This is a genomic window from Paenibacillus sp. FSL H8-0259, from assembly GCF_037963255.1.
Classification (GTDB): domain Bacteria; phylum Bacillota; class Bacilli; order Paenibacillales; family Paenibacillaceae; genus Paenibacillus_AQ; species Paenibacillus_AQ phytohabitans.
Window position 1 is genome coordinate 2,422,384 of record NZ_CP150147.1, and the last position, 24,555, is coordinate 2,446,938.

Annotated in this window: 16 protein-coding genes; 8 read left to right on the forward strand and 8 right to left on the reverse strand. The window is 53.2% G+C overall.

Annotated features, from left to right (window positions below):
• Positions 1-57 precede the first annotated feature (57 nt).
• Positions 58-1,806: an alpha-glycosidase gene (locus NSU01_RS10230; RefSeq protein ID WP_042135243.1), complete on the reverse strand. Its 1,749-nt coding sequence runs from the start codon at positions 1,804-1,806 to the stop codon at positions 58-60.
• A 737-nt stretch (positions 1,807-2,543) separates the two neighbouring features.
• Here NSU01_RS10230 and NSU01_RS10235 point away from each other — a divergent pair.
• The 8 genes from NSU01_RS10235 (at position 2,544) to NSU01_RS10270 (ending at position 12,168) form a co-directional block, all read left to right on the forward strand.
• The gene (locus NSU01_RS10235) at positions 2,544-3,878 is read left to right on the forward strand and encodes a maltose ABC transporter substrate-binding protein (protein WP_042135245.1); all 1,335 of its coding nucleotides are present in this window, start codon (positions 2,544-2,546) and stop codon (positions 3,876-3,878) included.
• Positions 3,879-4,020: 142 nt separating this feature from the next.
• Entirely contained in the window at positions 4,021-5,334 is a 1,314-nt protein-coding gene (locus NSU01_RS10240; RefSeq protein ID WP_042135247.1) for a sugar ABC transporter permease, read from the forward strand.
• Complete coding sequence (locus NSU01_RS10245; protein WP_042135249.1) at positions 5,331-6,179, forward strand: sugar ABC transporter permease; 849 nt, start codon at positions 5,331-5,333, stop codon at positions 6,177-6,179. Before NSU01_RS10240 ends, NSU01_RS10245 begins: the two co-directional genes overlap by 4 nt.
• Positions 6,180-6,301: 122 nt before the next feature.
• Entirely contained in the window at positions 6,302-8,077 is a 1,776-nt protein-coding gene (locus tag NSU01_RS10250) for a methyl-accepting chemotaxis protein (protein WP_144025970.1), read from the forward strand.
• A 33-nt stretch (positions 8,078-8,110) separates the two neighbouring features.
• Entirely contained in the window at positions 8,111-8,356 is a 246-nt protein-coding gene (locus tag NSU01_RS10255) for a hypothetical protein (protein WP_144025971.1), read from the forward strand.
• An 87-nt stretch (positions 8,357-8,443) separates the two neighbouring features.
• Positions 8,444-9,106 (forward strand): Type 1 glutamine amidotransferase-like domain-containing protein, encoded by a 663-nt coding sequence (locus tag NSU01_RS10260; protein ID WP_042135252.1) that lies wholly within the window; start codon positions 8,444-8,446, stop codon positions 9,104-9,106.
• Between the two features lie 525 nt (positions 9,107-9,631).
• The gene (locus NSU01_RS10265) at positions 9,632-10,528 is read left to right on the forward strand and encodes an AraC family transcriptional regulator (RefSeq protein ID WP_042140934.1); all 897 of its coding nucleotides are present in this window, start codon (positions 9,632-9,634) and stop codon (positions 10,526-10,528) included.
• A gap of 134 nt (positions 10,529-10,662) precedes the next feature.
• Entirely contained in the window at positions 10,663-12,168 is a 1,506-nt protein-coding gene (locus NSU01_RS10270; RefSeq protein WP_042135253.1) for an alpha-glucosidase/alpha-galactosidase, read from the forward strand.
• A 409-nt stretch (positions 12,169-12,577) separates the two neighbouring features.
• Here the strand turns inward: NSU01_RS10270 and NSU01_RS10275 are convergent, their stop codons facing one another.
• From NSU01_RS10275 to NSU01_RS10305, 7 genes are all read right to left on the reverse strand, one after another.
• Positions 12,578-12,733, reverse strand: a complete 156-nt coding sequence (locus tag NSU01_RS10275; protein WP_179093425.1) for a hypothetical protein — start codon at positions 12,731-12,733, stop codon at positions 12,578-12,580.
• A 6-nt stretch (positions 12,734-12,739) separates the two neighbouring features.
• The gene (locus NSU01_RS10280; protein WP_076242695.1) at positions 12,740-13,321 is read right to left on the reverse strand and encodes a DUF2812 domain-containing protein; all 582 of its coding nucleotides are present in this window, start codon (positions 13,319-13,321) and stop codon (positions 12,740-12,742) included.
• Positions 13,318-13,647 carry a PadR family transcriptional regulator gene (locus NSU01_RS10285; protein WP_039307488.1) on the reverse strand — a complete coding sequence of 110 codons (330 nt, stop codon included), beginning with the start codon at positions 13,645-13,647 and terminating at the stop codon, positions 13,318-13,320. Before NSU01_RS10285 ends, NSU01_RS10280 begins: the two co-directional genes overlap by 4 nt.
• A 332-nt stretch (positions 13,648-13,979) precedes the next feature.
• Positions 13,980-15,140: a sporulation protein YhbH gene (gene yhbH, locus NSU01_RS10290; protein ID WP_042135257.1), complete on the reverse strand. Its 1,161-nt coding sequence runs from the start codon at positions 15,138-15,140 to the stop codon at positions 13,980-13,982.
• Between the two features lie 110 nt (positions 15,141-15,250).
• On the reverse strand, positions 15,251-16,936 hold the full coding sequence (locus NSU01_RS10295; RefSeq protein WP_081969906.1) for a DUF11 domain-containing protein: 1,686 nt from the start codon (positions 16,934-16,936) through the stop codon (positions 15,251-15,253).
• Complete coding sequence (locus NSU01_RS10300; RefSeq protein WP_083705148.1) at positions 16,933-23,652, reverse strand: DUF11 domain-containing protein; 6,720 nt, start codon at positions 23,650-23,652, stop codon at positions 16,933-16,935. Before NSU01_RS10300 ends, NSU01_RS10295 begins: the two co-directional genes overlap by 4 nt.
• A 150-nt stretch (positions 23,653-23,802) precedes the next feature.
• A complete protein-coding gene (locus NSU01_RS10305) occupies positions 23,803-24,366 on the reverse strand; it encodes a class I SAM-dependent methyltransferase (protein ID WP_256703750.1) in 564 nt (187 codons plus the stop codon).
• Positions 24,367-24,555 lie beyond the last annotated feature (189 nt).

The window sequence follows — 24,555 nt, forward strand, 5'->3', positions numbered from 1 at the left end:
TGTTTGCTTTGCCTGGAATATAACTCAATCCAATGAATGGAGCTCCTGAGACGGAGGCTAGGCCATATTAGCCTGCAGTACTGCATAACCGTAAGCCGGAAGCTTGAGCGACAGCTTGCCGCGTTCCGCACGGAGCGGTTCGCCGGTGAACAGGTTCTTCCAGGAGCGTTCCTGTACGTCTGCCCGGAAGGTCTGCGCGGTCTCCTCAGTATTGATCAGCACGAGAATAAGATCATCGCCCAGGCTGCGTTCATAAGCCAGCTTGGTGCCCCCGGGTCCGGCTTCCAGGAACGTGAAGCTTCCTGTGCGCAGTGCCGGATGGCTGCTGCGGATCTCGATCAGCTTGCGGTAATAATTGAACAGGCTGCGGTCCTGCATCGCCGGATTCCACTCCATGCACTTGCGGCAGTCCGGATCGCCTTCACCATCCATGCCGATCTCATCCCCGTAATAAATGCAGGGAGTTCCCATGAAGGTGAACTGGAACAGCGCAGCCAGCTTCAGCTTATTCTTGTCCCCATCCGCGAGCGTCAGCAAACGGGGGGTGTCGTGGCTGTCCAGCAGGTTGAAGGCAACCTCGCTGGCCTGCAGCGGGTAGCGCGACAGCTGTTTGCCGATGGAGTTGGCGAAGCCCTCCGCATCGAGCTTGCCATACACGAAGAAGTCGAGCACCGCATCCGTGAACGGGTAGTTCATCACTGCATCGAACTTGTCTCCTTCCAGCCATGGCGCGGATTCATGCCAGATCTCACCTAGAATATAAGCCTCGGGATTCGCACGCTTCACCACCTTGCGGAAGTCGCGCCAGAATTCATGATCGACCTCGTTGGCCACATCCAGGCGCCAGCCGTCGATGCCGACCTCCCGGATCCAATACTCAGCGACTTTCAGCAAATATTCCTTAACCTCAGGATTCTCCGTATTCAGCTTCGGCATCAGCGGCTCAAAGGCAAAAGCGTCATAATTCGGAATGTTATCCACTACCTGAAGCGGGAACTCGCGGACATGGAACCAGTCTTTATAAGCGGAGGCTTCCCCTTTCTCCAGCACATCCACGAACGGGGCGAAGGTACGTCCGGCATGATTGAATACAGCGTCAAGCAGCACACGGATACCGCGTTCATGGCAGGCGTCGACCAGCCTTTTCAGCGTCTTCACATCCCCGAAATGCGGATCAACCTGCATGTAGTCTTCCGTGTCATATTTATGGTTGGTGGTAGCTGTGAAGATTGGTGTGAAATAGATGCCCGTGATACCCAGCTCAGTAAGATGATCCAGATGGTCAATGACCCCCTGCAGATCACCGCCGAAGAAGTTGTCAGGCTTAGGAGTGCCGCCCCATGGCTGTACATTGTCCGGATTCAGACTGGAATCGCCGTTCGCGAAACGTTCAGGGAAGATCTGATAGAAGACAGCATCCTTCACCCACGCAGGAGGAATGAACACGTCACCGCGGTTGATATAAGGGAACTCAAACAGCCGGTTTGGATTGGCGGGACGTTCGGTTTGGAAATCGCTTTCGGTCATCCAGATGCGCTCATGGCCCTTTTGCAGCAGGAAGCCGTACTTCAACCGGCGGTAAAGGGGGACGGACTCGCACTCCCAGTAATCGAACATCGCATCCGAAGTGAAAAGAGTCATAGGAATCAACTCCTTGGTGTTGTCCCAGGCGTACTTGTCCCCGGCCCAGGCGAATACCTCGGTTAAATCCCCTTTCTTGGCACGCAGACGCAGGTGGATCGTTTCATGATCGTAGGCATAAGACCAATTGAGGCGCGGACGATGATACACAGCTTCTAACAACATACTAATTCCTCCTAAGGTTTAGTGAACCAAACACCCCTGAATAACACCGGGCAAACCAGCGCTGGCTCCGGAAGCAAGCATTTTACAAACACAGTCCTATATCTGGCAAGTGCATGATTAGCACAGCAGCTGTGCCACAATCGCACTAATCATTCAGATTCTGCGCATACCAAACAGGCACAACCGGCGCCGGGTAGCTTGTCCGAGGTTGTACCCAATTGAAGTAACATTGCCTTTGGATTATGTGAAGAACAGGGGCGTTCTTAATGTTTTGGATTATAGCATGGAATAAATTGAGGTTCAATATGTTTGTACAAACATTTGCACAAATACCGACAGGCAGGAAACCGATTTCCAAAGCCTGGAAAATGAGATTATATGGAAATTAAATTACATAATTCGCTAAAATACAGCAAAAAATGCGGTTTGTAAATTTTATTAATAAGATATACAGAGATATTTGAAGAAATCCTGTGAAATTAGAAGGAAATAACAAATCATATACATAAAATCATTGAATTTGCTTAAATACACTCTGTGCAAACGTTTTAACAATCTTGCCCGCTGATGTATTATGAATTCAGGAATGAAGCGCTTTCTAAAACTTGGCGGAGCACATAAGGAAGGGTCAATCTGCAAAACTTGAATTTTTTTTGAGTCTTCTGAAATCGTTTGCGCAAAGTCGGAGGCATCATGTTCAAATCAAGTGATATACAAATCGGGAGGGGTTAAAAGCAATGAATTTGAAAAAACTCATGGTTCTCACCGCATCGTTCTCTATGGCAATGTCGATTACGGCGTGCGGCTCAAACAACAATAACGGGGGAAATGCAGCAGCAACCAATGCTCCTGCGAATAATGCAGCAGCAACAGACAACGCTGGTACAAACGGCGGGAATGCTCCGGCAACAGATGAGATTGTACCTGAAGACGGCGCATCACTGGTGATCTGGGAGAGTAAAGAAGAAAGAGCATTTGCTGAAGAAATCGCCAAGCAGTTCACCGCGCAGTACAACGTTCCCATCAAAATTGAAGAGGTAGCACCGCCCGATCAGGTCGGCAAGCTGACACAAGATGGCCCGTCAGGTCTGGCTGCAGACGTTGTCCTCATTCCTCACGATAATCTGGGTAAGGCTGCAAGCGCGAGCCTGCTGCTTCCAAACGATATTTTCGGTGAGCAGACCAAAGCTGAGAACACAGAAGCATCCATCGTAGGCTCGTCCTATGAGGGTGAACTGTATGGTTATCCGAGAGCGGCAGAAACCTATGCCCTGTTCTACAACAAATCCCTGGTCAAAGAAGCACCTAAATCCTTCGATGACGTGATTGCCTTCAGTAAAACGTTCACTGATAAAGCCAAGAACAGATACGGAATTATGTGGGAAGTCGGCAACATGTACTTCAACTATCCGTTCATCGCTACAACCGGCGGTTACCTGTTCGGCAAAGACGGTACGGATAAAGACGATATCGGTCTGAACAATGAAGGCGCGATCAAAGGTCTGAGTGAATTTGTAAAGCTGAAAGAAATATTGCCGATTAAGAGCGGCGACATTAACCCGGACATCAAGCGCAGCTTGTTCAACACTGGCGATGTGGCCATGGATATCACTGGACCTTGGGAGCTTGCCGGTTATAAAGAAGCTCTGGGCGACAACCTCGGAATTGCTCCGATTCCTACCATCGACGGCAAAACGGCAATTACTTTCTCCGGGATTAAAATTTTCGGAGTCAACGCTTATAGTCAGTATCCGAATGCGGCTAAATTGTATGCCCGCTTTGCTTCCGGCAAAGACGCTCAGCTGACATTGAACAAATTGGTCGGTTCCGTGCCTACGAACAACGAAGCGCTGCAGGATGCGCAAATCACCGGCGACCCGTTCATATCCGCTTTTGCTGAACAGGCCAAGAACTCCCAGCCAATGCCTTCGATTCCTGAAATGGGTAACGTATGGAGCCCGGTAAATGCGGCACTTCCTGAAATTTGGGATAACAACGCAGATCCTAAGGCAGCTATGGACAAAGCAGTAGAACAAATTAAGGATTTGAATAACGGGGCATCTGCCCAGTAAAATCAGCTCTCCGGCAGTGTAATCATCAGCTGCCCTTGAGGCAACAAACAACCATCAGCACACAGTGGAATCAAATCGCCCGCCGCATAGCTCGCGGCGGGCAGTTTCCTGAATTCCGCGCGGAGAGGAGAACGGAAGGGAAATGCAGCGATACAAAGCTAGAGCCGCAGTACTGTCGGCCATTTTTATGGGATTGGGACAAATATATAACCGCCAATTCATCAAAGGACTTATTTTCATAGCTGTAGAAGCAGCCGCACTATTCTATTTCATTACCAATTTGGGCAGGGCCTTCTGGGGCATCACCACACTCGGGGAATCTCCAAGCCGCCTTGAGAAGGTTAAGGGCATCGCAAAAATGGTTCCCGGTGATCATTCCATCGTCATTCTGATTGAAAGTCTGATTACCCTGCTGTTCTTGGTTTTATTCCTGATTGTCTGGTACATGAATATTAGGGATGCCCTTAAAATCGGAGCAGAACGCGAAACCGGTCGTCCATCGAATACATTCAAGCAATCCGTACGCTATATTCTGGATTACAAATTTGCCCAGAGCTTTTTGCTGCTTCCGGGTATCGGTATTTTGTTCTTTACCATCATGCCGATTATTTTTATGATCATGCTGGCCTTCACTAACTACGCCGCACCCGATCACATCCCGCCGGCCAGGCTGGTGGACTGGGTAGGCTTTGAAACCTTCCGTAACCTGCTGGTGCTGAAATCCTGGAGCCAGACCTTTTATGGAGTACTTACCTGGACAATTATCTGGGCGGTTCTATCGACTGTAACTACTTACTTCGGCGGGATGCTCGTTGCCCTGCTGATCAATCAAAAGGGGATCCGCTTCAAGGGACTGTGGAGAATGATTCTGATCGTCCCTTACGCCGTCCCGCAGATGATCTCCCTCCTGCTGATGCGCAACCTGTTCAACGGGCAGTTCGGCCCGATTAACCAATATCTCAAATACTTCGGACTTGGCGGACTACCGTGGCTGACTGATCCGTTCTGGGCGAAGGTCACGGTTATCATCGTCAACATGTGGGTCGGTATTCCGGTATCTATGCTGCTCATCATGGGCGTGCTGACCACAATCCCGCGGGATATGTATGAAGCAGCCGAAGTGGACGGGGCTACGAATTATCAGAAGTTCCGGATTGTCACCCTGCCGATGATTCTGTTCTCTACCGCGCCAACGCTGATTATGCAATTTGCCGGAAATATCAACAATTTCAACGCGATCTACCTGCTGACCGGAGGCAGTCCGGTGAAAGGTGACTATCAGTATGCCGGGTCAACGGACCTGCTGGTAACGTGGCTGTATAAGCTGACGCTGGATCAGAATAAGAATAATATGGCTTCTGCAATAGGCATTATACTCTTCATCATTGTTGCCGGGTTCTCCCTGTATAATTACCGCCGGACCAAATCATTCAAAGAGGAGGATATGATTCAATGATCATCGGACGCAAGCTTACGGGCTTTATTCGTTTGGGCCTCAGCTACATCATTCTGGTTATCCTGGCGATTGCTGCGATCTATCCGGCACTCTGGATTCTTCTGGCATCCTTCCGTCCGGGCAAATCCCTATACAGCAAAACGCTGATTCCCGACCATTTTACACTGGCTCATTACAAAGAGTTGTTCACTTCACCGGTCTATATGTTCGGAACCTGGTACGCAAATACGCTCAAGATTGCCGTGTTCTCCATGCTGATCGGCGTGGTGCTGACGCTTTTGACCAGTTACGCCTTATCCCGGTTCCGGTTCAAAAGCCGCAAGACGACCATGTCAACCCTGCTGATCCTCGGGATGTTCCCGGGCTTCATGAGTATGATTGCAATCTATCTGCTGCTGAAGGAGTTCAATCTGCTGGATACCCATCTGGCATTGATTATCGTGTACGCTGCCGGAGCACCGCTCGGAGGGACCTTGATTGCCAAAGGCTTCCTGGATACGATTCCGCGTTCGCTGGATGAAGCCGCGCGGATTGACGGGGCGAGTAACTTCGGGATTTTCACACGGATTATCCTGCCGCTGTCCCGCCCGATGATCACTTATATGGCACTGACCCAGTTTGTCGGCCCATGGGTGGACTTCATCTTCGCCAAGCTGATTCTGCGGACCAAGGAGAACTGGACCGTCGCGGTCGGAATGTGGGATATGGTCAATACGATGCAGAATTCCAACTTCACGCTGTTCGCAGCGGGTGCAGTATTGATCTCTGTACCGATAATGATTCTGTTCGGCTTCCTGCAGCGCCTGCTTGTTGATGGTCTGACCGCAGGGGCGAGCAAGGGGTAAGCCTTTATGGAATTAGGATAATAAGAAATGCTGATCTCATTATGAATAACAGGTGCGGCCTTTATGCAGTCAACGAAGGGCTGCACCTGTATTTTTTATCGAACAAATAAGGGGAGAGCGGAATGAACCGGCAGCGGAAATTAAACTTCAGATCGGTTGGCGTCAAATTATTTGTGATTCTGTTCTGTACAATTGTGCTATTGTCCTCTGTGCTGGGCTTAACCTCCTATTATGCTGCTAAAAGAATCATTACCAACGAGGTAGCAGCGGCATCCTCACAGTCTATTGTGCAGGCGGCGGACAAGCTGGACTTCCTGTTTGCTGAATATGAAGCGCTTTCAAGACAATTCGCAGTAGACTCTGCACTAAAATCAGATATGGAGACCATCCATAATCCCGGTGCCGGAACGGTAGCCAAGGTGGCAGCTGAAGACCGGATCCGCCGTAAGCTGGATTCCGTCCGGGGCTCCGATGAGCGCCTGCTGGGCGTCCGGCTGGTCGAAAGAAGCATGGTGGATGCTGAATCCTACAAATCAACAGGCATCAGTGGTGTGCGCAGTGATGAAGGCGTTCTTGCCCGCATGAAGGCGATCGATAACGGCAAAGGCAACCCCGTCTGGTTCCCCGCACGGGCCAAAGGCTTCTTCGATGCTTACAGTGAGTCCTCTATGACAATGGGCCGTCTGCTGCGGAATATCCAGAACCCGGCAGCGGAGTATTATATGCTGATTGAGCTGAAGGGTAAAGCTCTGACCGACGTATTATCCAATCTGCATATCGGACTTGCCGGGGAGATCCGCATCCTTGACAGGGCCGGCAATATTGTGTACGGGGCGGATAACGGGCTGCTCGGACAGCCTTCTTACATACAGGCAGCGGATACCGGGGTTGAAGGGCAGAAGCAATCCTTCACTGCGGCTGATGAGCAGGGCAGCTCACAGCTTGTGGTCTATCAGCCGCTGGTGACAGCTGACTGGACACTGCTGGGTTATGCGCCGGTGAGTGATTTCACTAAATCGGCAGACCGGCTGCTCTATATTACACTGCTGGTTGTGCTGGCTGCGGCTGTGATTGCGCTGGTGATTGGTTATGTGCTGGTGCGGCTGATCGGCCGCCCGCTCGGCAAGCTGGCCCGGCTGATGGAGGAAGGCGAACAGGGGAATCTGCAGGTGCGGACGAGCTTCAAGGGCCAGGATGAGATCGGGCGGCTGGGACACAGCTTCAACCGGATGATGGAGCAGATCTCCCGGCTGGCCGGCCAGAGCAGCAGTTCGGCGGCGGCGGTGCTGGCCACGTCCGAGCAATTGGTGCTTGCTTCGGGTGCGACCCGTACTCATGCCAGGGAAGTGGCTGCCGCAACCGGCGAGATCGCCGGCGGGGCAGCCAGCCTGGCGGCAGAAGCGGAGAGCAGCAACCGCAAGGTGGAGCTGATGGGAGACAAGACGGACGAAGTAGCGGGGACGAATGCAGTCATGGCTGATTCCGCAGGAAAGGTCATGGCGGTAAGCGATCAGGGAGCGGAGCTGATGAAGAAGCTGGTGGATCAAAGCGAATCTGCCCTGAAGATGATGAATCTGATTCAGGAGAACTCGGCCATGCTGCGTGACAGCATGGTGCTGATCCGCAGCATTCTCTCCCCGATGATTGCCATGAACAAGCAGACGAATATTCTGGCTCTTAATGCTTCTATTGAAGCTGTACGTGCGGGGGCTGCGGGGAGGGGCTTTAATGTCATTGCCGATGAGATCAGGGGACTGGCTAACCAATCCAGCCAGTCAATTGCGTCTGTCTCCAGAATTACGGAGGAGATCAGCGGCCATATCGAGAACACGGTTAAGGTAGTGAGTGAAGCAGCACCGCTGTTCAGCGGGCAGATAACCTCGGTCCGGGAATCTTAGCTTATCTTTGAAAGTGTGCGGGCGGAGATGGAAGTGTTCAGCGGTTATCTAAGCCAGTCTTCGGCGGCGGTTAAGGAGCTGACCGGTTACCGGCAGCAGCTGGGGCAATCCATGGCGAGCGTAATCTCGGTCGTGCAGCAGACCAGTGCCTCAACGGAGGAGGTGGCCTCGATGTCTTCACAGCAATTCATAGTGAGCGAGGAGCTGGTGGCTCTGTCAGGCAAGCTGGAGGTGTTAGCGGAGAAGCTGAAGCAGTCGATGGTTTCTTTTCAGGGATAAGCCGGTGTGTAGTTGATAAAGTGAAGTACTATTGCCAGAACTTACACTTGTCGTTATAGTTGTCTGTAAAAAACTGAAGGTGATGTCATGGATAAGCACTTATTTCTGAATGGCGGGGGCCCGCCGTTTACGCCGGATCTGGCAAGAAAGTTTAAAGATATAGTGGGTGAAGGCGCAGGTCCTGTTGTTGTATTATTCGTGGAGCGTGGGGAGAGCTGGGAAGATTACGTGCCGGTCTATACGCGTCCGCTGGCTGATGCAGGGTTAACAGAGTTCCGTTATCTGCCGCTGCCCGCTACACCTGCGGATGTTGTTGTTCAGAGCATAGAGACCTGCTCGGGCATTATCATCGGAGGCGGGGATACGGACCTGTATGCCGATTATATTGTAGATACCGCGATCGGCGGCGCTATTAAACGGAGGTATGAGTCTGGCGTTCCGGTTGCGGGGTTCTCGGCGGGAGCTTTAATCAGCCCTGAACTATGTATTATTTCCGCTAAGGATAATGAGAGCAGGTTGTTTGATCACCGCAAGGGCTTGAATCTGATCCCTGAGCTGCTGCTGTCCGTACATTTTACCCAGTGGGATGACGAAGATCATTTAAGAACCGCCGTCCGTACGTTCGGTGAGCTTCCGAATTACGGGATCGATGAAGAAACAGGGATCTACCTGTTGAACGGAGCGCTGGAAATGGCGGAGGGCGGCGGAGTGTATAGCGTGGTGAATGATGTTCTGACTAAACTTCATTGATGATCGAAAACAAGGGTAGGGATAGACACTTAGATAGGATTATTGAAAACAAGAGTGGAGCGCTTCGTGCCTTTGCTCTTGTTTATTCTGCGTTCTTCTCTCTGCTGCACATAAAAAATAAGCGAAAATCCTGCACGAAATACAACAATCTCCTCATCAAATTAGCCTGAATGGAAAAATATTGTATTAAATACAGCATTTTATCTAATCCAATCGAATTAATGAACCAATTCTTGTATTTCATACAACAATACTCCGGACAACTCCCGGCTATATGAACTAAAGTTGTAATACTTACAACATTAACGCGAATAGAGAGTACTGAAAAAAATTTGATTATCTGCGAGGCGGGAGCTCTGAATCTATGTGATCCTCACCTGAAATTCTAATTTACATACAAGAATGATTAACTTATAAAGATATTTATTCCAGTATTGGACTTCGGCCAGCTTCTTGTCCTGGCGGAGCTCAAGGGATACACTTGTGCTATGAATACTGGCGAAGGAGGCATGCGGGATGCCGGAGTTGAACGGAAGTCTTTTTCAGCAGGCCTTGCTTGACGGGGATTACAGCCCGCGATTCCTGGCCTACTATTACAAGCAGTGGAGCAACTACACAATGGCCTACCATCAGCATAATTCCACCGAAATTATGTATCTCATCTCAGGCAGCTGTGTGGTCGAGGTGCGGGATGAATCGGGAGGCCATACCCCCTTCCGGCTGAAGCGGGGAGAAATGATTCTCCTGGATGCGGGCGTTCCGCACAGGCTGATCGTCGAAGACGGGTCCTCCTGCCGGATGCTGAATGTGGAGTTCGCATTCACAGAGTACGTCGGTGTAGCCCCCTCGGTAGGCAGGCTGGCCCGGGAGGAGGAGACGCTGGCGGATTTGCTGCAGAGTCCCTTCGATAGTCTGGTGCTGTCAGACCAGGAAGAGGTGTTTCATGTACTAAAGGCATTGGTGCTGGAGCTGGATCAGCAGGGCAAGAGCGGAAACAGTATGGTTCAGCTGCTGTTCTCGGAATTGCTGCTGCGTCTGTCCAGACTGCGGCGGGAATCGCTGCCGGCCAGCCAGCAGCCCTCACAGCTCTATGTACGGCGCGCGGTAGAGTTCCTGCACCAGAACTATGACCGGAGTATTCAAGTCAAGGAAGTTGCGCTCACTGTGAATGTCCACCCGGGTTATCTGCAGCGGATCTTCAGGACAAATACCGGCCAGACCTTAACCGATTACTTGAACAGGCTGCGAATGGAGAAGGCCCGGATGCTGCTTGGGCAGAGTGAGATTCCAGTCGCGGAGATTGCCGATTATGTGGGCATTAGCAGCAGGCAGTATTTTCATCTCCTGTTCAAAAAGTATACCGGCTGTACTCCGGTCGAATACCGCAACTCGCTGGACCGCCATTCCTGGAGTGAGGAATAGATGGGTTTCTGGATCTAAAGGTGAGAATTGTTGACACAATAACGGCAAAGTGGTCATGATATTGGTTACGCTTCCCGCAGCCTCCTTGCTACAATGGACAGGAACCCACTATTCTTTGCCGGAGGATGATAACGATGTCTTTTAAAGTAACCTTTATCGGGGCGGGCAGTATCGGATTTACACGCGGGCTGCTGCGCGACCTGCTTACAGTACCGGAATTCCGGAATATTGAAGTCTCATTCATGGATATAAACAGCCATAATCTGCAGATGGTCACCGAGCTGTGCCAGCGGGATATTAAGGAGAACGGCCTGGATATTGTGATCGCTCCCACTACGGACCGGAGAGAAGCGCTGAAGGATGCCAGGTACGTATTTTGCACTATCCGCATGGGCGGCCTTGAGGCGTTCGCCACCGATGTGGACATTCCGCTGAAATACGGCGTGGACCAATGCGTAGGTGATACGCTGTGTGCGGGAGGGATCATGTACGGACAGCGCGGTATGGCCGAGATGCTGGAGATCTGCCGGGATATCCGGGAGACGGCTGCGCCGGATGTGCTGCTCCTGAATTACTCGAATCCCATGGCCATGCTCACCTGGGCCTGCAATAAATATGGCGGTGTGCGGACCATCGGACTCTGCCATGGCGTACAGCACGGACATCATCAGATCGCCGAAGTCTACGGGCTGGAGAAGTCGCAGGTGGATATTATCTGCGCCGGAATCAATCACCAGACCTGGTACATCTCTGCGAAGCATGAGGGCAAGGATCTGACGGCCGGACTGCTGGAGGCCTTCGAGCAGCATCCGGAATTCAGCCGGACCGAGAAGGTGCGGATCGATATGCTCCGCCGCTTCGGCTACTACAGCACGGAGTCGAACGGACATCTGAGCGAATATGTTCCCTGGTACCGCAAACGCAGCGGCGAGATTATGGACTGGATTGATCTGGGCAGCTGGATCAACGGAGAGACAGGCGGATACCTGCGGGTCTGCACAGAAGGCCGCAACTGGTTCGAAACGGACTTCCCGAACTGGATGAAGGAACCGGCTCTGGAGTATACCCGGGAGAACCGTGGCGAGGAGCATGGCTCCTATATAATAGAAGGACTTGAGACGGGCCGCGTGTACAGAGGTCATTTCAATATGGTGAATAACGGGGTCATCTCCAATTTGCCGGACGATGCCATTATTGAAGCTCCGGGGTATGTAGACCGCAACGGTATCTCGATGCCGCTGGTCGGCGACCTGCCGCTGGGCCCGGCGGCTGTCTGCAATGTAAGCATCTCCGTGCAGCGGCTAGCCGTGGAAGCAGCCGTGCATGGCGATGACAAGCTGCTGCGCCAGGCCTTCATGATGGACCCGCTGGTCGGTGCGGTCTGTAATCCGAAGGAGATCTGGCAGATGGTGGATGAGATGCTGGTTGCCGGGGAGCCTTGGCTGCCGCAGTACAGCGCGGCTATCGCTGAAGCGAAGGAACGCCTAGCTTCCGGTAATCTGATCCCGACGAATGCCGGCAACGAAGGCGCTGCCCGGCTGAAGGTGAAGACCGTGGATGAAATGATGCAGGACCGTGAGGCCGCGAACAAAAACGCCGGGGAGTCCGATAAGGGCAAGGATAGAGAGAAGGTGCGTTAAATAAGTTAATTCGGCCGGAAGCAGCGCGTTTGCTTCCGGCTTTTTGTTGATGTTCGGGGACGTGAAGGTCACACAATTTAGATTGAAGCCGGAAATGAAAAAATTGGGGGGAGAGGCGGAAGAAGCGGTAGTGTAGGGAGAGGCGTGAGAGGCGGGAAAAATCGGAAGAAGCAGAAGATGCGGATGTGGCGGGAGGGCGGGAAAAAGAGAAAGAGGCGGGAGAGGTGGTAGTGGCGCAAGTGGGGGAGTTACTGGTGCAGATGGCGTAGTCGGAATGAAGCGGACTGAGAAGACGCTATTTTGGTCAAAAGCCTCATATTGCCGCTGATTCGGACTGAGATTCCGTTATCTTGTTCAAATGAGCCACAAATGAAGCCTGATCGGTCAATTAACGGAATCTCAGTCCTTTTCACAAGCTGAATGGAGCCGGAGTGGGGAACGCGCTGTTGGAACGCCCCGCCAACACCCGGATCATCACCGCAGAACGCCCCGCAACGGTCGAATCGTCACCGCAGAACACTCCGCCAACGCCCGGATCATCACCGCAGAACGCTCTGCGGAGCATTAAGGCTCACTCCCGGACCAGCTTGTCATTTTGCAGCTTGGTAATCTTGCGGCGGATAGGCATACTTAATGAAATGAAGAACAGGGCCAGAACGATGAGCAGCAGGCCCATAATAAGGTTGATTCTGTTGAGGGCGGTGGGATTGTTCACAAACATCAGGGATATATTAAAGACGCCAATGATCAGCTCCGCCACCGCGAGCGAAATCCATAACCGGAATATTCTCTGATAATGCTTAATTTTGGAATCGGTATCCGAATAAATGGTGAAGGCACCCTCCGCTGCTTTTCTTCGAAAGATTACCCAGCGCGGGTTGACATATACAGTCTTGCCCGACGGCTTTTTGCCGGCTGGCACACGCTCGGCTCCGGTCTCCTCCATGAACTGCAGGTATTCGGCAGACTTGGCTTTCTTCGGATCTTCCTCCAGCAGCTCAAGCCTGTAGATGTATTCCCCCGGGGCGCTCTCTTCAAATACATAACGGGCCCAGGAGTATTCGACAAGCGCAAGACCTTTGGCAGACATGTCATTCAGCCACTGCTCTTCCTTCTCAAAATCCGCGAAATATTTGCGTACCACATGACTCATTCCGGTTCGCCTCCTATTAGCTTTCTTCCATTAGACAACAGCTCATCGAGCCTGGTCATTTCGCTCAGCAGTGCAGATCTGCCTGACTCCGTAATCCGGTATTCCTTCTTGCGGGAATCCTGCCCGCCCGCCAGCGGCTCAATCCAGCCCCGCTCCACCAGCGTGCCAAGCGCGCCATACAGCGTGCCGGCGCCAAGCTCCACGCGCCCGTTACTCAGCAGCTTCACATTCTGCATAATTCCGTAGCCGTGCATCGGGGTGAACAGTGACAGAAGAATATAATATACGCCCTCTGTCAGCGCCCCGTATTCATTGCTTCCTGACAAATGCCTCACCTGCCTTAGTCTAGTATTAACGATTCGTTACATCAACTGACGTTATAGCAATCACCGTTACATCGCCTGACGCTATATCGTCAACCGATATACATATTATATCGGTCGCCGATATAGCAGTCAAGAGTATTTTGCGGAAAATACAAGCAAGCAAAAAGCAAAAAGCAAAAAGCAAAAAGCATCCCCTTGCGATGGATGAAAAGCTCGCAAGGGGATGCTTTTTGGCCTGGATAGCAGATGGAAGGGGGAAACAATGCCGGAATAAGCGTGCTGCATGACGTTGACAACTTCTTGTTGCTGTAAGCCATGGGAAACATCTTAGCTTATGCCCCGGTAGTTTTTTTACCGAAAAACGTCTTCAGCGCCTGATAGACTTCCTTCTTATCCTTAATGACATAATGCATGAACTGCTCCTGCTTCAGGTGGCGGTAGGCGGACATCAGTGTGCTGCTGCGGTTGTACTGGTTCACTTCACCATAGCCGAACATGTTGCTGCGCTTCAGTAGTTCACCGATCAGCTTGACGCAGCGTTCATTGTCGGAGGTCAGGTTGTCGCCATCCGAGAAATGGAAGGGATAAATGTTGTATTTGGCCGGCGGATAGCGGCTGTCGATAATCTCCAGCGCCTTCTGGTAAGCCGAGGAGCAGATGGTGCCGCCGCTCTCGCCGCGCGTGAAGAAGTCATGCTCGCTGACCTCTTTGGCCTCGGTATGATGAGCCAGGAATACAATATCCACCTTCTCATACTGGCGGCGCAGAAAGCGGGTCATCCAGAAGAAGAAGCTGCGTGCGCAGTATTTTTCAAAAGTACCCATGGAGCCTGAGGTGTCCATCATCGCAATAATTACGGCATTGGAATGGGGGACGGTAATGTCATCCCATGTTTTGTAGCGCAGATCGTCCGGGCTGATGCTGTGAATTCCCGGATTCCCGCTGCTGGCGTTGCGCCGGAGATTCTCCATCAGTGTGCGTTTTTTGTCGATGTTGGACATCATGCCTTTTTTGCGGATATCGTTGAAGACAATGGATTTGACCTCGATTTCTTCCTTGTCCTTCGGCTTCAGGTGGGGAAGCTCCATATCCTGGAACAGAATATCCTCCAGATCCTCAATATCCACTTCGGCTTCGACAGTATCCTGCCCGGGCTGATCCCCCGCCTTGTCACCTTTGCCCGGCTGGGCGGACTGCGAATCGCGGCCGAGCACATCGCCTACCTGACTCTCCCCGTCCCCCTGGCCGACATGCTTCTGCTTGCGGAAATTATAGATAATCCGGTATTCATCCAGACTGCGGATCGGCACCTTCACAATCTGCTTGCCGCCCGACAAAATAATGTTCTCCTCAGTAACGAGATCCGGCAGATTGTCCTTAATGGCTTCTCTGACCTTTTGCTGGTGACGCTCCTGATCCTGATGGCCTTTGCGGTGAAGGGACCAGTCTTCTTTAGACACAACAAAGGCGTATGGACCGGTTGGCTGGGGCAAGGATGACCACCTCCCATGATTCTCTGAAATTGGTACAGGCTACGCTTGTGACGGGTGCGGCTGGTTGTAACTAAAGTATATTCATGGGGATGGGGGATATGTGAGCTGTATTATTCACTGATTTCCTCAATGAGCAGTTTATAGCTGTTCGAGCGGGCTTCGCCGGAGTATCTTCGTCCGTCTATCGTGAATAAGTATAGGGCGGTCGAGGATCCCTGAAGCGATGTGCCCATATAATCAAGGTTGATTTTCACAAAATAAGTGAGGGTGACGGTCTGCCCGGGCTGTAGTGTTCCCAGAGCCACAGTTCCGCTGTACGGGGTTTCGGGTACAGTGATGGCGCTGATGGTAACGATATTCGGATCAATTACTGCTCCTTGCGGCACAATCCGGACCACAGAGACCTCTGCGGGATAATTCCCGCTGTTGGTGACAAGAATCCGGAATTCGGCAATGCTTCCAGGCTCGACAACCGGCGGCTCTCCTTGTATTTGAATGGAGACGATTGGCGAGAACAGCAGCGTAGTCACAGCATTGGTCCGGGTGATCTGCCGGACATTGCGTCCATCCGGAAGGGTGAATGTGTATTGGACACTGCCCTGGTTCTGAATGGCCGGAGTCTGGCGGATATCGGTGGCGCCCGGAATGGATACGAGACAATCAACCCTTACCGCCGAGCCTGCTCTTACCGTTCCGAGCGGAATGCCGTCCGCAGGCCGTATTCCCTTCTGGGGAACACCGTCAATATGAATGCTGTCCCAGATGAATAGAACACCTGCCGGAATGAAGTCGGTCAACAGAGCCTCTACAGCCAGATTTCCGTTGTTGCGCACGGTGAACTCATACCGCAGATTATCGCCGGGAGCGGCGCTGTAGAGATCTACCTTCAAGCTGGCGGATACTCCCGGCTGGACGATCGTTATGAGGACTGTATTGCTCTCAGCGGTATTCCTGTTGTCATTGACCTCATAGGTGACCAACGCCTTCGCCGGCAATACCGGGTCCGGAGGGATTGCGGCCACCCGCACACGGAAGGAAATCTCGGCAGCCGAGCCTGTACTCAAGGAACCCAGCCTGATGCCAAGGGCCGGATCGGCCTCGGGCTGGTAGACCCCGCCTGCAATGACGCTGCCGGGGATGAATATAGCACCTTCCGGAACCGGAATGGTGGCGATAATCACGGCCAGCGGCCGGGTGCCTTCATTTCTGAGCTGCAGTGTATACGTCACGGCATCGCCGACAAAGGTAGTGGGTGTGCTGGCAGAGAGAAGCGTGGACAACTGATAAGACAGCAGGGAGACAATCACCGGGTTGGAGCGGACTTCCCCGCGTACCGTTCGTCCTTCGGGTGTGGAGAAGGAATAGGTGCCGACTGCCCTGTTATGCAAGGCCAGAGAAGGCGGGAGCGATACAACAATGACCTGGAAGGCGATCGTAACTCCGGAATGCGGAGAGAGAGTGCCTACCGGTATGCCGGAAGACGGAGTGACCCCCGGAAGGGGGACTCCGTCTCTAAGCACGCTGTTGGCAATAAAGGATACACCCGCAGGAAGGACATCAACGATGGTGACCAGTGCGGACGTATTGCCGCTGTTCTTGGCGAATACGGTGTAGACGAGCGTCTCCCCCAGGGAGGCGCTCGTGTGATCCGTAAGCTTGAGAAGGGATAGAACAGGGCCCACGACGGGAGTATTGACGGTATTGGAATAGGTGATGGCGTTAATACCCTCTGCCGAGCTGAATAGGACCATAGACTGGTTGCTTACGACAGGTTGAAGCCGTGAGCCTTCTGTCATATTACAATGACCTGAACCTGGAAGGTTACTGTAGTGGACGCCCCGGCGGCAATCGTGCCGATGACTATACCGGCAGCCGGGTTCGCACCAGGGCGGAAGACTCCGTCTACGGCAACACTGCCAACGACAAATTGGCTGCCTGCCGGAATCGGGTCAACCAGTACAACATTGTTGACGGGAACGATACCGTTATTGGTCACAACAATGGTATAGGTAATAATGTCGCCTACTACCGCATCGATTGCAGGAGTGCTCTTGACTGCTGTTACGTCCGGTGAAGAGACAGGGATAATCAGCGTATTCGACAGTGCAGAACCTGAGAGCAGACGGCCATCCGGCGGTGTGAAGGTGAAGGTGGCGGCGGCCTGGTTCACGAGCTGCTGCGGAGAAGGCAGGGAAGCTACCGTGACCTGCAGGGTGACTGTCACGAGGACTGTAGCTCCGGCTGCAACGGTGCCGAGATTAATGCCGGTAGTCGGGTCTGCACCCGGAACAGGCTGGCCGTTGACCAGTACGCTGTTCGGAATGAATACAGCTCCCGGCGGGATAGAGTCTGTTAAGGTTACGACAGCTGGCAGATTGCCTGAATTGGTAACGCTGAAGGAATAGGTCACGGTATCCCCAACCGTCGCATTGGCCGTATCCGCAGCTTTTACAATGCCGATGATCGGCTGGAATACCGGAGTAATGAGATTGTTGGAATAAGATGCGCCAGAGAATGCACCGGAAGTGAAGCTTACCGAAGCCTGGTTGTTCAGGATGGCCGGATTAGGCAAGGAGTTGACCAGAATATTGAATGTAACCAGGACCGTCGCGCCCGGGGCCACTGTTGCCAGTGAAATCCCGTTAGCCGGATTCGCTCCCGGCAGCGGAGTACCGTCCACAACTACGCTTCCGGCAACAAAGGAAGAGCCGGCCGGAATCGGGTCACTCAGTACAACATTATTGATCGGCGCTATGCCGCTGTTGGTAACGCTGATGCTGTATGGAACGGTATCTCCCGGAACTGCATCGGTTACAGTAGTGCTTTTGACAACGAGTACATTTGGCGATGATACCGAAATCTGATTGATGTTCGAGCTGACCGACTGGTTGAAGGTCCGTCCGTCAGGAAGCGTATAGCTGAAGGCGATGATGGCCTGGTTGCTGAGCTGCTGGCTGGCTGGCAGTGTGGCAATGACGACAGAGAATGTTACCGCCAGCGATGCACCTGCAGCAACCGTACCCAGAGGGATTCCGGTGGCGGGATCTGCACCCGGTGCTGGGAAGCCGTTGATCAGCACGCTGTTAGGAACAAGCGTTGTACCTGCAGGAATCGTATCGGTCAGAGTGGCAGCAGCCGCATAGTTACCCGAATTGCTGACATTGACAGTATAAATAATGGTGTCTCCAACGGTTGCATTTACAGAGTTAGAGCTTTTGGCTGCCGCAATAATCGGCTGGAAGACCGGAGTGGTCACAATGTTCGAGAAGGCAACACTGGACAGTGCCCCGGAAGTGAAGCTGACCGATGACTGATTGTTAAGCACTCCCGAGACAGGGAGGGACGTTACAGTCACACTGAAAACTACAGTTACTGAAGCGCCTGGCGCGACGCTGCCAATGGTTACCCCGGTAGAAGGTGAAGCAGCCGGACGAGGGACGCCGTCTACCACTACACTGCCGGGAACGAAGGCCGTTCCTGCAGGTAAGGCATCTGTAAATACGACATTGTTAACGGTAGCGATCCCGTTATTGGTCAGACTGACCGAATACGTAATCGTATCGCCAACATTGGTAGCGGTGGTTGTGGTCGATTTGACGACCGCCAGATTCGGATTCGAGACAGGGATGGTCAGTGTGTTGGTGAGCACCGATCCGCCAAGGGTTCTTCCGTCAGGTAAGGTGAAGCTGTAGGCTGCCGTCCCCTGATTTACCAGTGTTTGCGGTGTAGGCAGTGAAGTGATCACCACCGAGAATGAGACAGCAACGGTTGCGCCCGGAGCGATGCTTCCGGCAGCGATGCCGGTGGTGGGATTGGCCTGCGGCAGAGGCAGCCCGTTGATCAGAACACTGTTTTCCTCAAAAGTAGTCCCGGCTGGGATGTTGTCCGTTACTGTCAGGCTTGCTGCGTAGTTGCCTGTATTGCTGACAGTTATAGTGTAGGTTACTGTATCACCCACCGTTGCGTTCGCGGTATTGGCGGTTTTGACAGCGGCGATATTCGGCTGGAAGACGGGAACCGCCACGGGGTTCGAGAAGGTGGAGCCTGTAAAGACACCGGAGGTGTAAGTTACAGTCGCCTGATTATCAATCGAAGTATCTGCTGGTACCGATGTTACCGTAACACTGTAGGAGACAATTGCGGAAGCACCGGATGCCAGTGTGCCAATGGGAATTCCTGTAGAAGGATGGGCATTTGGAAATGGCACGCCATTTACAGATACGCTGCCCGGCACGAAGGCTGCCCCATCTGGCGTTGGATCGCTGAGCACTACATTATTAACCGGGTCTATTCCGTTGTTCGTGATGCTTACCGAATAGGCGATAGTATCGCCCAGTGCCACCGAGGTTGAAGTCGTGCTCTTAACAACCGCCAGATTAGGAGCGGAGACAGCGATCGTTACAGTGTTGGAGACGGCGCTTCCGTTCAGCAGCCGCCCGTCCGGCGGTGTGAAGGTGTAGGTGGAAGCCGCCTGATTCACCAGCTGCTGCGGTGATGGCAGGGAGACAATGAAGACGGTGAAGCTGACAGAGACGCTGGCGCCGGGAGCGACAACCCCGACAGCAATGCCTGTATCCGGTGCCGCACCCGGCTGAGGGAAGCCGCCGACAATGACACTGTTTGGATCAAAGACGGTGCCGGCTGGAATATTATCGGTTAACGTTACATTGGCTGCAACGTTGCCGGCATTGCTGACAAGAATGGTATAGATGACCGTGTCGCCGACAGTGGCGTTCAGGTCGTTGGCGCTTTTGACCAGAGAAATTTGCGGCTGCGTTACCGGTGTGGTAGTGACGTTGGAAGATGAAGAGCCGGAGAAGACCCCGGAGGTGAAGCTGACGGTTGACTGGTTATTGACCTGTGAAGGAATCGGCATTGTTATCCTCACCTCGAATGTTACGGCAATTGAAGCCCCAGGGCCCAGACTGCCGATTGGAATGCCGGCGGACGGAACTGCCAGCGGCTGGGAGACGCCGCCTACAATTACGGTTCCGGGAATGAAAGCCGCATTCTCAGGCAGAGGATCGCTGAGAATGATATTGCTGACAGATGTAATACTGTTGTTGGTCAGCGCGGAGGTGAACGTAAGAATGTCGCCGGTTACGGCATCGATGGCATTCACGCTTTTGACCACACTGACATTGGGGGCAGAGACGGGAACAGTCAAAGCGTTCGATACGGTATTTCCGCCGAGCTGCCGTCCGTCCGGCAGCGTGAAGGTATAGGAGGCGGCCGCTGAATTGACCACCTGCTGGTTCGGCGGCAGTGACGTAACGGTAACCAGAAAACTGACGGTGACGCTGTCTCCGGGAGCAAGCGGGCCTACCGGAATTCCGGTCAGCGGGCTGAAGCCGGGCAGCGGCGTTCCGCCTACGCTTACACTGTTGGTCTCGAAGACCGTTTGCGGCGGCAGAATGTCGGTCAGATTCAGGGTTGCGGCAATATTGCCGGTATTGCTGGCGAATATGGAGAAGGATAGCAGACTGCCCACCGAGGCTTGTGCAGGGCTGGAGCTTTTGACTAGCCCAATCACCGGGGTGAAGACTGGAGTAAGTATAGTGTTCGAAAGAGCTGTTCCGCTGAATGCACCCGCTGTGAAAGAAGCACTCGCCCGGTTGTTCAGCTGAGGCGGGCTTGGAACAGAAGTGGCGTTGACCTGGAAGACTACAATACTCGTTGCTCCGGCAGCAAGCGTACCCAGGGCGATCCCGGCATTCGGATTCGCAGACGGTACAGCAGCCCCGTTCACCGTGACGGTTCCCGCTACAAAGGCGCTCCCGGCAGGGGCGGGATCGGACAGAACGACATTGTTAACCGCCACACCGCTGGGGTTGGATACCGATACGGTGTAGGTGAGATATTCCCCTACTGCTATAGCGGTGACATTGGCGCTCTTGAGGAGCGTGATGTTAGGTGCAGATACCGGAATGGTAACCGTGTTCGACACACTTCCGCCGGACAGGGCACGTCCGCTGGGCAGCTGGTACGTATAGCTGCTGCTTCCCTGGTCGGTCAAGGTTGCCGGAGACGGCAGAGATTGAACCGAAGTCAGAAAAGTCACCGTAAAGCTTGCTCCGGGTGCTACTGACCCCAGCGGGATTCCGCTAACGGGTGAGTCTGCCGGGCGGACAACGCCATTCACCGTAACACTTCCGGCAACGAAGACGGACCCGGCCGGAATCGTGTCGGTCAAGCTCACCGTTGCGGCGATATTGCCTGTGTTCCTCACTACCAGCGTATACTGCACATTGCCCCCGACCGTCGCGCTGCCCGGACTCGCGCTTTTGACGATACCGATTACGGGTTGAAATACAGGGGTTAGGGTTGTATTCGATTGGGTGATTGCATTAAATGCTCCTGAGCTGTACGAAGCAGACGACTGGTTGGAGAGCTGGCCGCTTCCCGGCACGGAAGTGACATTCACCTGGAACGTAACGGTTACACTGGCTCCGGGAGCGATGGTTCCGATGGTAATCCCGGAAGCAGGATCAGCAGTCGGCCGTGCACTACCTGCTACAGTGACACTTCCCGCCACAAAGGTGCTGCCGGGGGGGATCGGATCAGAGAGTACGGCATTCGTGACTGCGACAATTCCGTTGTTAGTGACCACCGATGTATACACCAGGGTGTCACCTACGGCCACATCCGGGAAGCTGGCGCTTTTGACAATAGCGACACTCGGCAGCCTGACCGGTATGGTCAGCGTGTTGGAGGCTGCCGTTCCGGGAACGGTCCGGCCGTCGGGAACGATAAAGCTATAGGCTGCCGTGGCCTGATCGACCAGCTGCGGAGGCGATGGCAGACTGTTTACCAGCACACGGAATTGTACAGTTGAGGTTGCCCCGGCAGCAATGGTGCCAATAGGGATGCCGGCGGCGGGATTGCCTGCTACCGGAGTGCCGTTGACCGTAAAGCTTCCCGGAACATAGGTGCTGCCCGCAGGAATATTGTCAGTGAGTGTAGTTGTGGCGCCGATATTACCGGTGTTTGCAATCTGGAGCGTATAGATAATCTGATCACCGACGGTAGCGTTGGTCGTATTTGCGCTTTTGACGATGCCAAGAACCGGAGAATAGACCGGCAGCGAGCTTGTATTGGAGGGAATAACCCCGCTCACAATCGGGCCGCCCGCTACGCTCTGGAACGTAAATGCGGCATTGGCTGTGTTGGCGACAATTTGTGTGCTTGGCAAGGATGTAACCCTGGCTTGATATGTAATCGTGATTGAAGTACCCAGGGCCAGAGATCCGAGAGGGATGCCGGATGTTATGTCAAAAGCCGGCCGGGAAACCCCGGCTACCACAACGCTTCCGGCCACAAAGGTCAGGCCTGGCGGCAGCGTGTCTGACAGTACAACACTGGCTGCGCTTGCCGTGCCGGTATTGCTGACGGTAACGGTGTACGTGACCAGATCACTAACGATTGTACCGGCGACATTGGAGGCCTTGGTTAATGAGATTCTGGGTGCATTGATATCAATCTGCAGCCCGTTAGCATTAACGACGTATGCATCGCCAGACGTAGTCAGTGTCAGCAAAGCCGAGGACTGATTGTTAACCAGGCGCGCGCCAACATCCACGTTCGTGATATCCCAGCCCTGCCGGCCGCCGACAATGTTGGAGCCGGGACTGCCGTTGGTCTGGTTGCGGTTTCCGAACGTACCGGTGGTATTCAGGTTGCCGGTATCATTATTGATCTGTGAAGCGAAGAAGTTGTTGGCAAAGTTGTTCGGGCCTGACAAAGCGACCTGGGTCGCGGAGGTGGGCCCGAAGAGCGCCTGATCTCCTGAACGGTTGGCATCTCCTTCCTGGGCACTGAACATGATGCGGCCGCCGAGTGCTCCTGTGACAGGTGTGGCAAATCCGGTAATCGTTGTGACAACCGGGGCAGAGGTGGACTGGACAAGTACGGCCCCCGCCCGCAGAGACATGTTGCGGAAAGGGAGTGACGGATTCTGGTAGATGACAGCAAGCGTCCACCCCGCATGATTAGCAGTAGCGTCACCGTTGATAACGATGGTGCCGACTACGCCTCCGGTGATATAGGTTCCGGCTCCAGAGGCTTGAATAATGCTGGTCACATTGGCGGAACGGACATAGGCGAGCGCTCCGCCTCCCAGATCTACGGAATTGGCAGTGGCTGCGTCGGGGGACACGCTGACCGTGTTACCGAGCGGTGTTATGAAAGAAACGGGATTGTTGATCGCCGCAGTGAGGTTGACGTTCCCGTTAACATAGGAACCGCCCCAGATCAGTTCTGCATACAGGACCGTGCTCCCCGCCGGAAGCACCAGGACCGCTGCTGAACTGTTGCTCTGGTACAGATTTGTAGTGCCAGCAGGATAAGTGCCGAATATGGAGGCTGTATTCACCGTGGAGAAGGCCCCGATACTATCCTGGGTACCCGGAACCCCAAGCGTATCGGACCGGCTTAACCCCAATGTATTGCCTGTAAAAGTAATGGCACCTGTTGCATTAACCGTAGACCGAACGACTAGAGGAATGATTTTCACCTCCTTTTGGGAGTGCTGAATTCAAATCGGAAGACAACGAAAAAAAGCAGACCGACTCCTGCTTGAGGTCGATGTGCCATCTTTCTTGTGTGGTATTAGCCTATGTGCGGTGCAAGGCATTATTGTATGTCCATTTGCGATTCTTTTTCATTAATTATGTCTGTTCTGCGACCGGAGCCGGCGTTCGAACAGCGCGCGCGGTTCCGGATAGACTTTTCTGCTCATGGCTTCCAGCTCTTCCCGGCTGATCTCCCGCTTAATTACGGCAAAATGATACATGATTTCATGGACGACATTGGACTGCAGCGTCTTGAGCACCTCCAGCTCCTCCGTCTCATAGAGCGAGTCGTCAAAAGGATACTGATAGAAAAGCTCCATCCGCAGCAGTCTGAAATCAAACGGCGGCGCAGGAGCCGGATAGTCCGGAATCTCCGGGGAGATTGGGCTGAGAGAAGGCTGAAAAAAGCTGCCGGTCAGATAACGGGGTGTATATTCGTCAAACTTCTGTTTGAACATAGGGTTGGAGATATGCGGAAAACTATGGGCATAGGGTGAGAGAATGCAGATGACCGCTTTATGCGTGCTGATTCTGTGAATCTCGGACAATGCTGCAAACAAGTCGTTTACATAGGGCATTACCCGGCTGGCCATCACGAATTCGGCGGTATTATCAGGCAGGGGAATGCCCTCGCAAATATCGCAGACAATATCCACACCGGGGTATAACTTGCGGTCGATTCCCAGATAACCGGATTCTTTGCCGGGACCGCAGCCGATATCGATTCTCAGGGGAAATCACTCCTTCAAGGTGCTGAATAAGGCTCTCCATCATTGTATTAAATCTGCGGTTCTGTGCGTACGGCGGATGCCCAGCCCCGTCCGGCAAGTTTATGCCCCCCGGCC

Bases quoted from the DNA above. Each gene is read 5' to 3' on its own strand.
- NSU01_RS10230 (WP_042135243.1), bottom strand. From the start codon at position 1,806: ATGTTGTTAGAAGCTGTGTATCATCGTCCGCGCCTCAATTGGTCTTAT.
- NSU01_RS10235 (WP_042135245.1), top strand. From the start codon at position 2,544: ATGAATTTGAAAAAACTCATGGTTCTCACCGCATCGTTCTCTATGGCA.
- NSU01_RS10240 (WP_042135247.1), top strand. From the start codon at position 4,021: ATGCAGCGATACAAAGCTAGAGCCGCAGTACTGTCGGCCATTTTTATG.
- NSU01_RS10245 (WP_042135249.1), top strand. From the start codon at position 5,331: ATGATCATCGGACGCAAGCTTACGGGCTTTATTCGTTTGGGCCTCAGC.
- NSU01_RS10250 (WP_144025970.1), top strand. From the start codon at position 6,302: ATGAACCGGCAGCGGAAATTAAACTTCAGATCGGTTGGCGTCAAATTA.
- NSU01_RS10260 (WP_042135252.1), top strand. From the start codon at position 8,444: ATGGATAAGCACTTATTTCTGAATGGCGGGGGCCCGCCGTTTACGCCG.
- NSU01_RS10270 (WP_042135253.1), top strand. From the start codon at position 10,663: ATGTCTTTTAAAGTAACCTTTATCGGGGCGGGCAGTATCGGATTTACA.
- NSU01_RS10275 (WP_179093425.1), bottom strand. From the start codon at position 12,733: ATGCTCCGCAGAGCGTTCTGCGGTGATGATCCGGGCGTTGGCGGAGTG.
- NSU01_RS10280 (WP_076242695.1), bottom strand. From the start codon at position 13,321: ATGAGTCATGTGGTACGCAAATATTTCGCGGATTTTGAGAAGGAAGAG.
- NSU01_RS10295 (WP_081969906.1), bottom strand. From the start codon at position 16,936: ATGACAGAAGGCTCACGGCTTCAACCTGTCGTAAGCAACCAGTCTATG.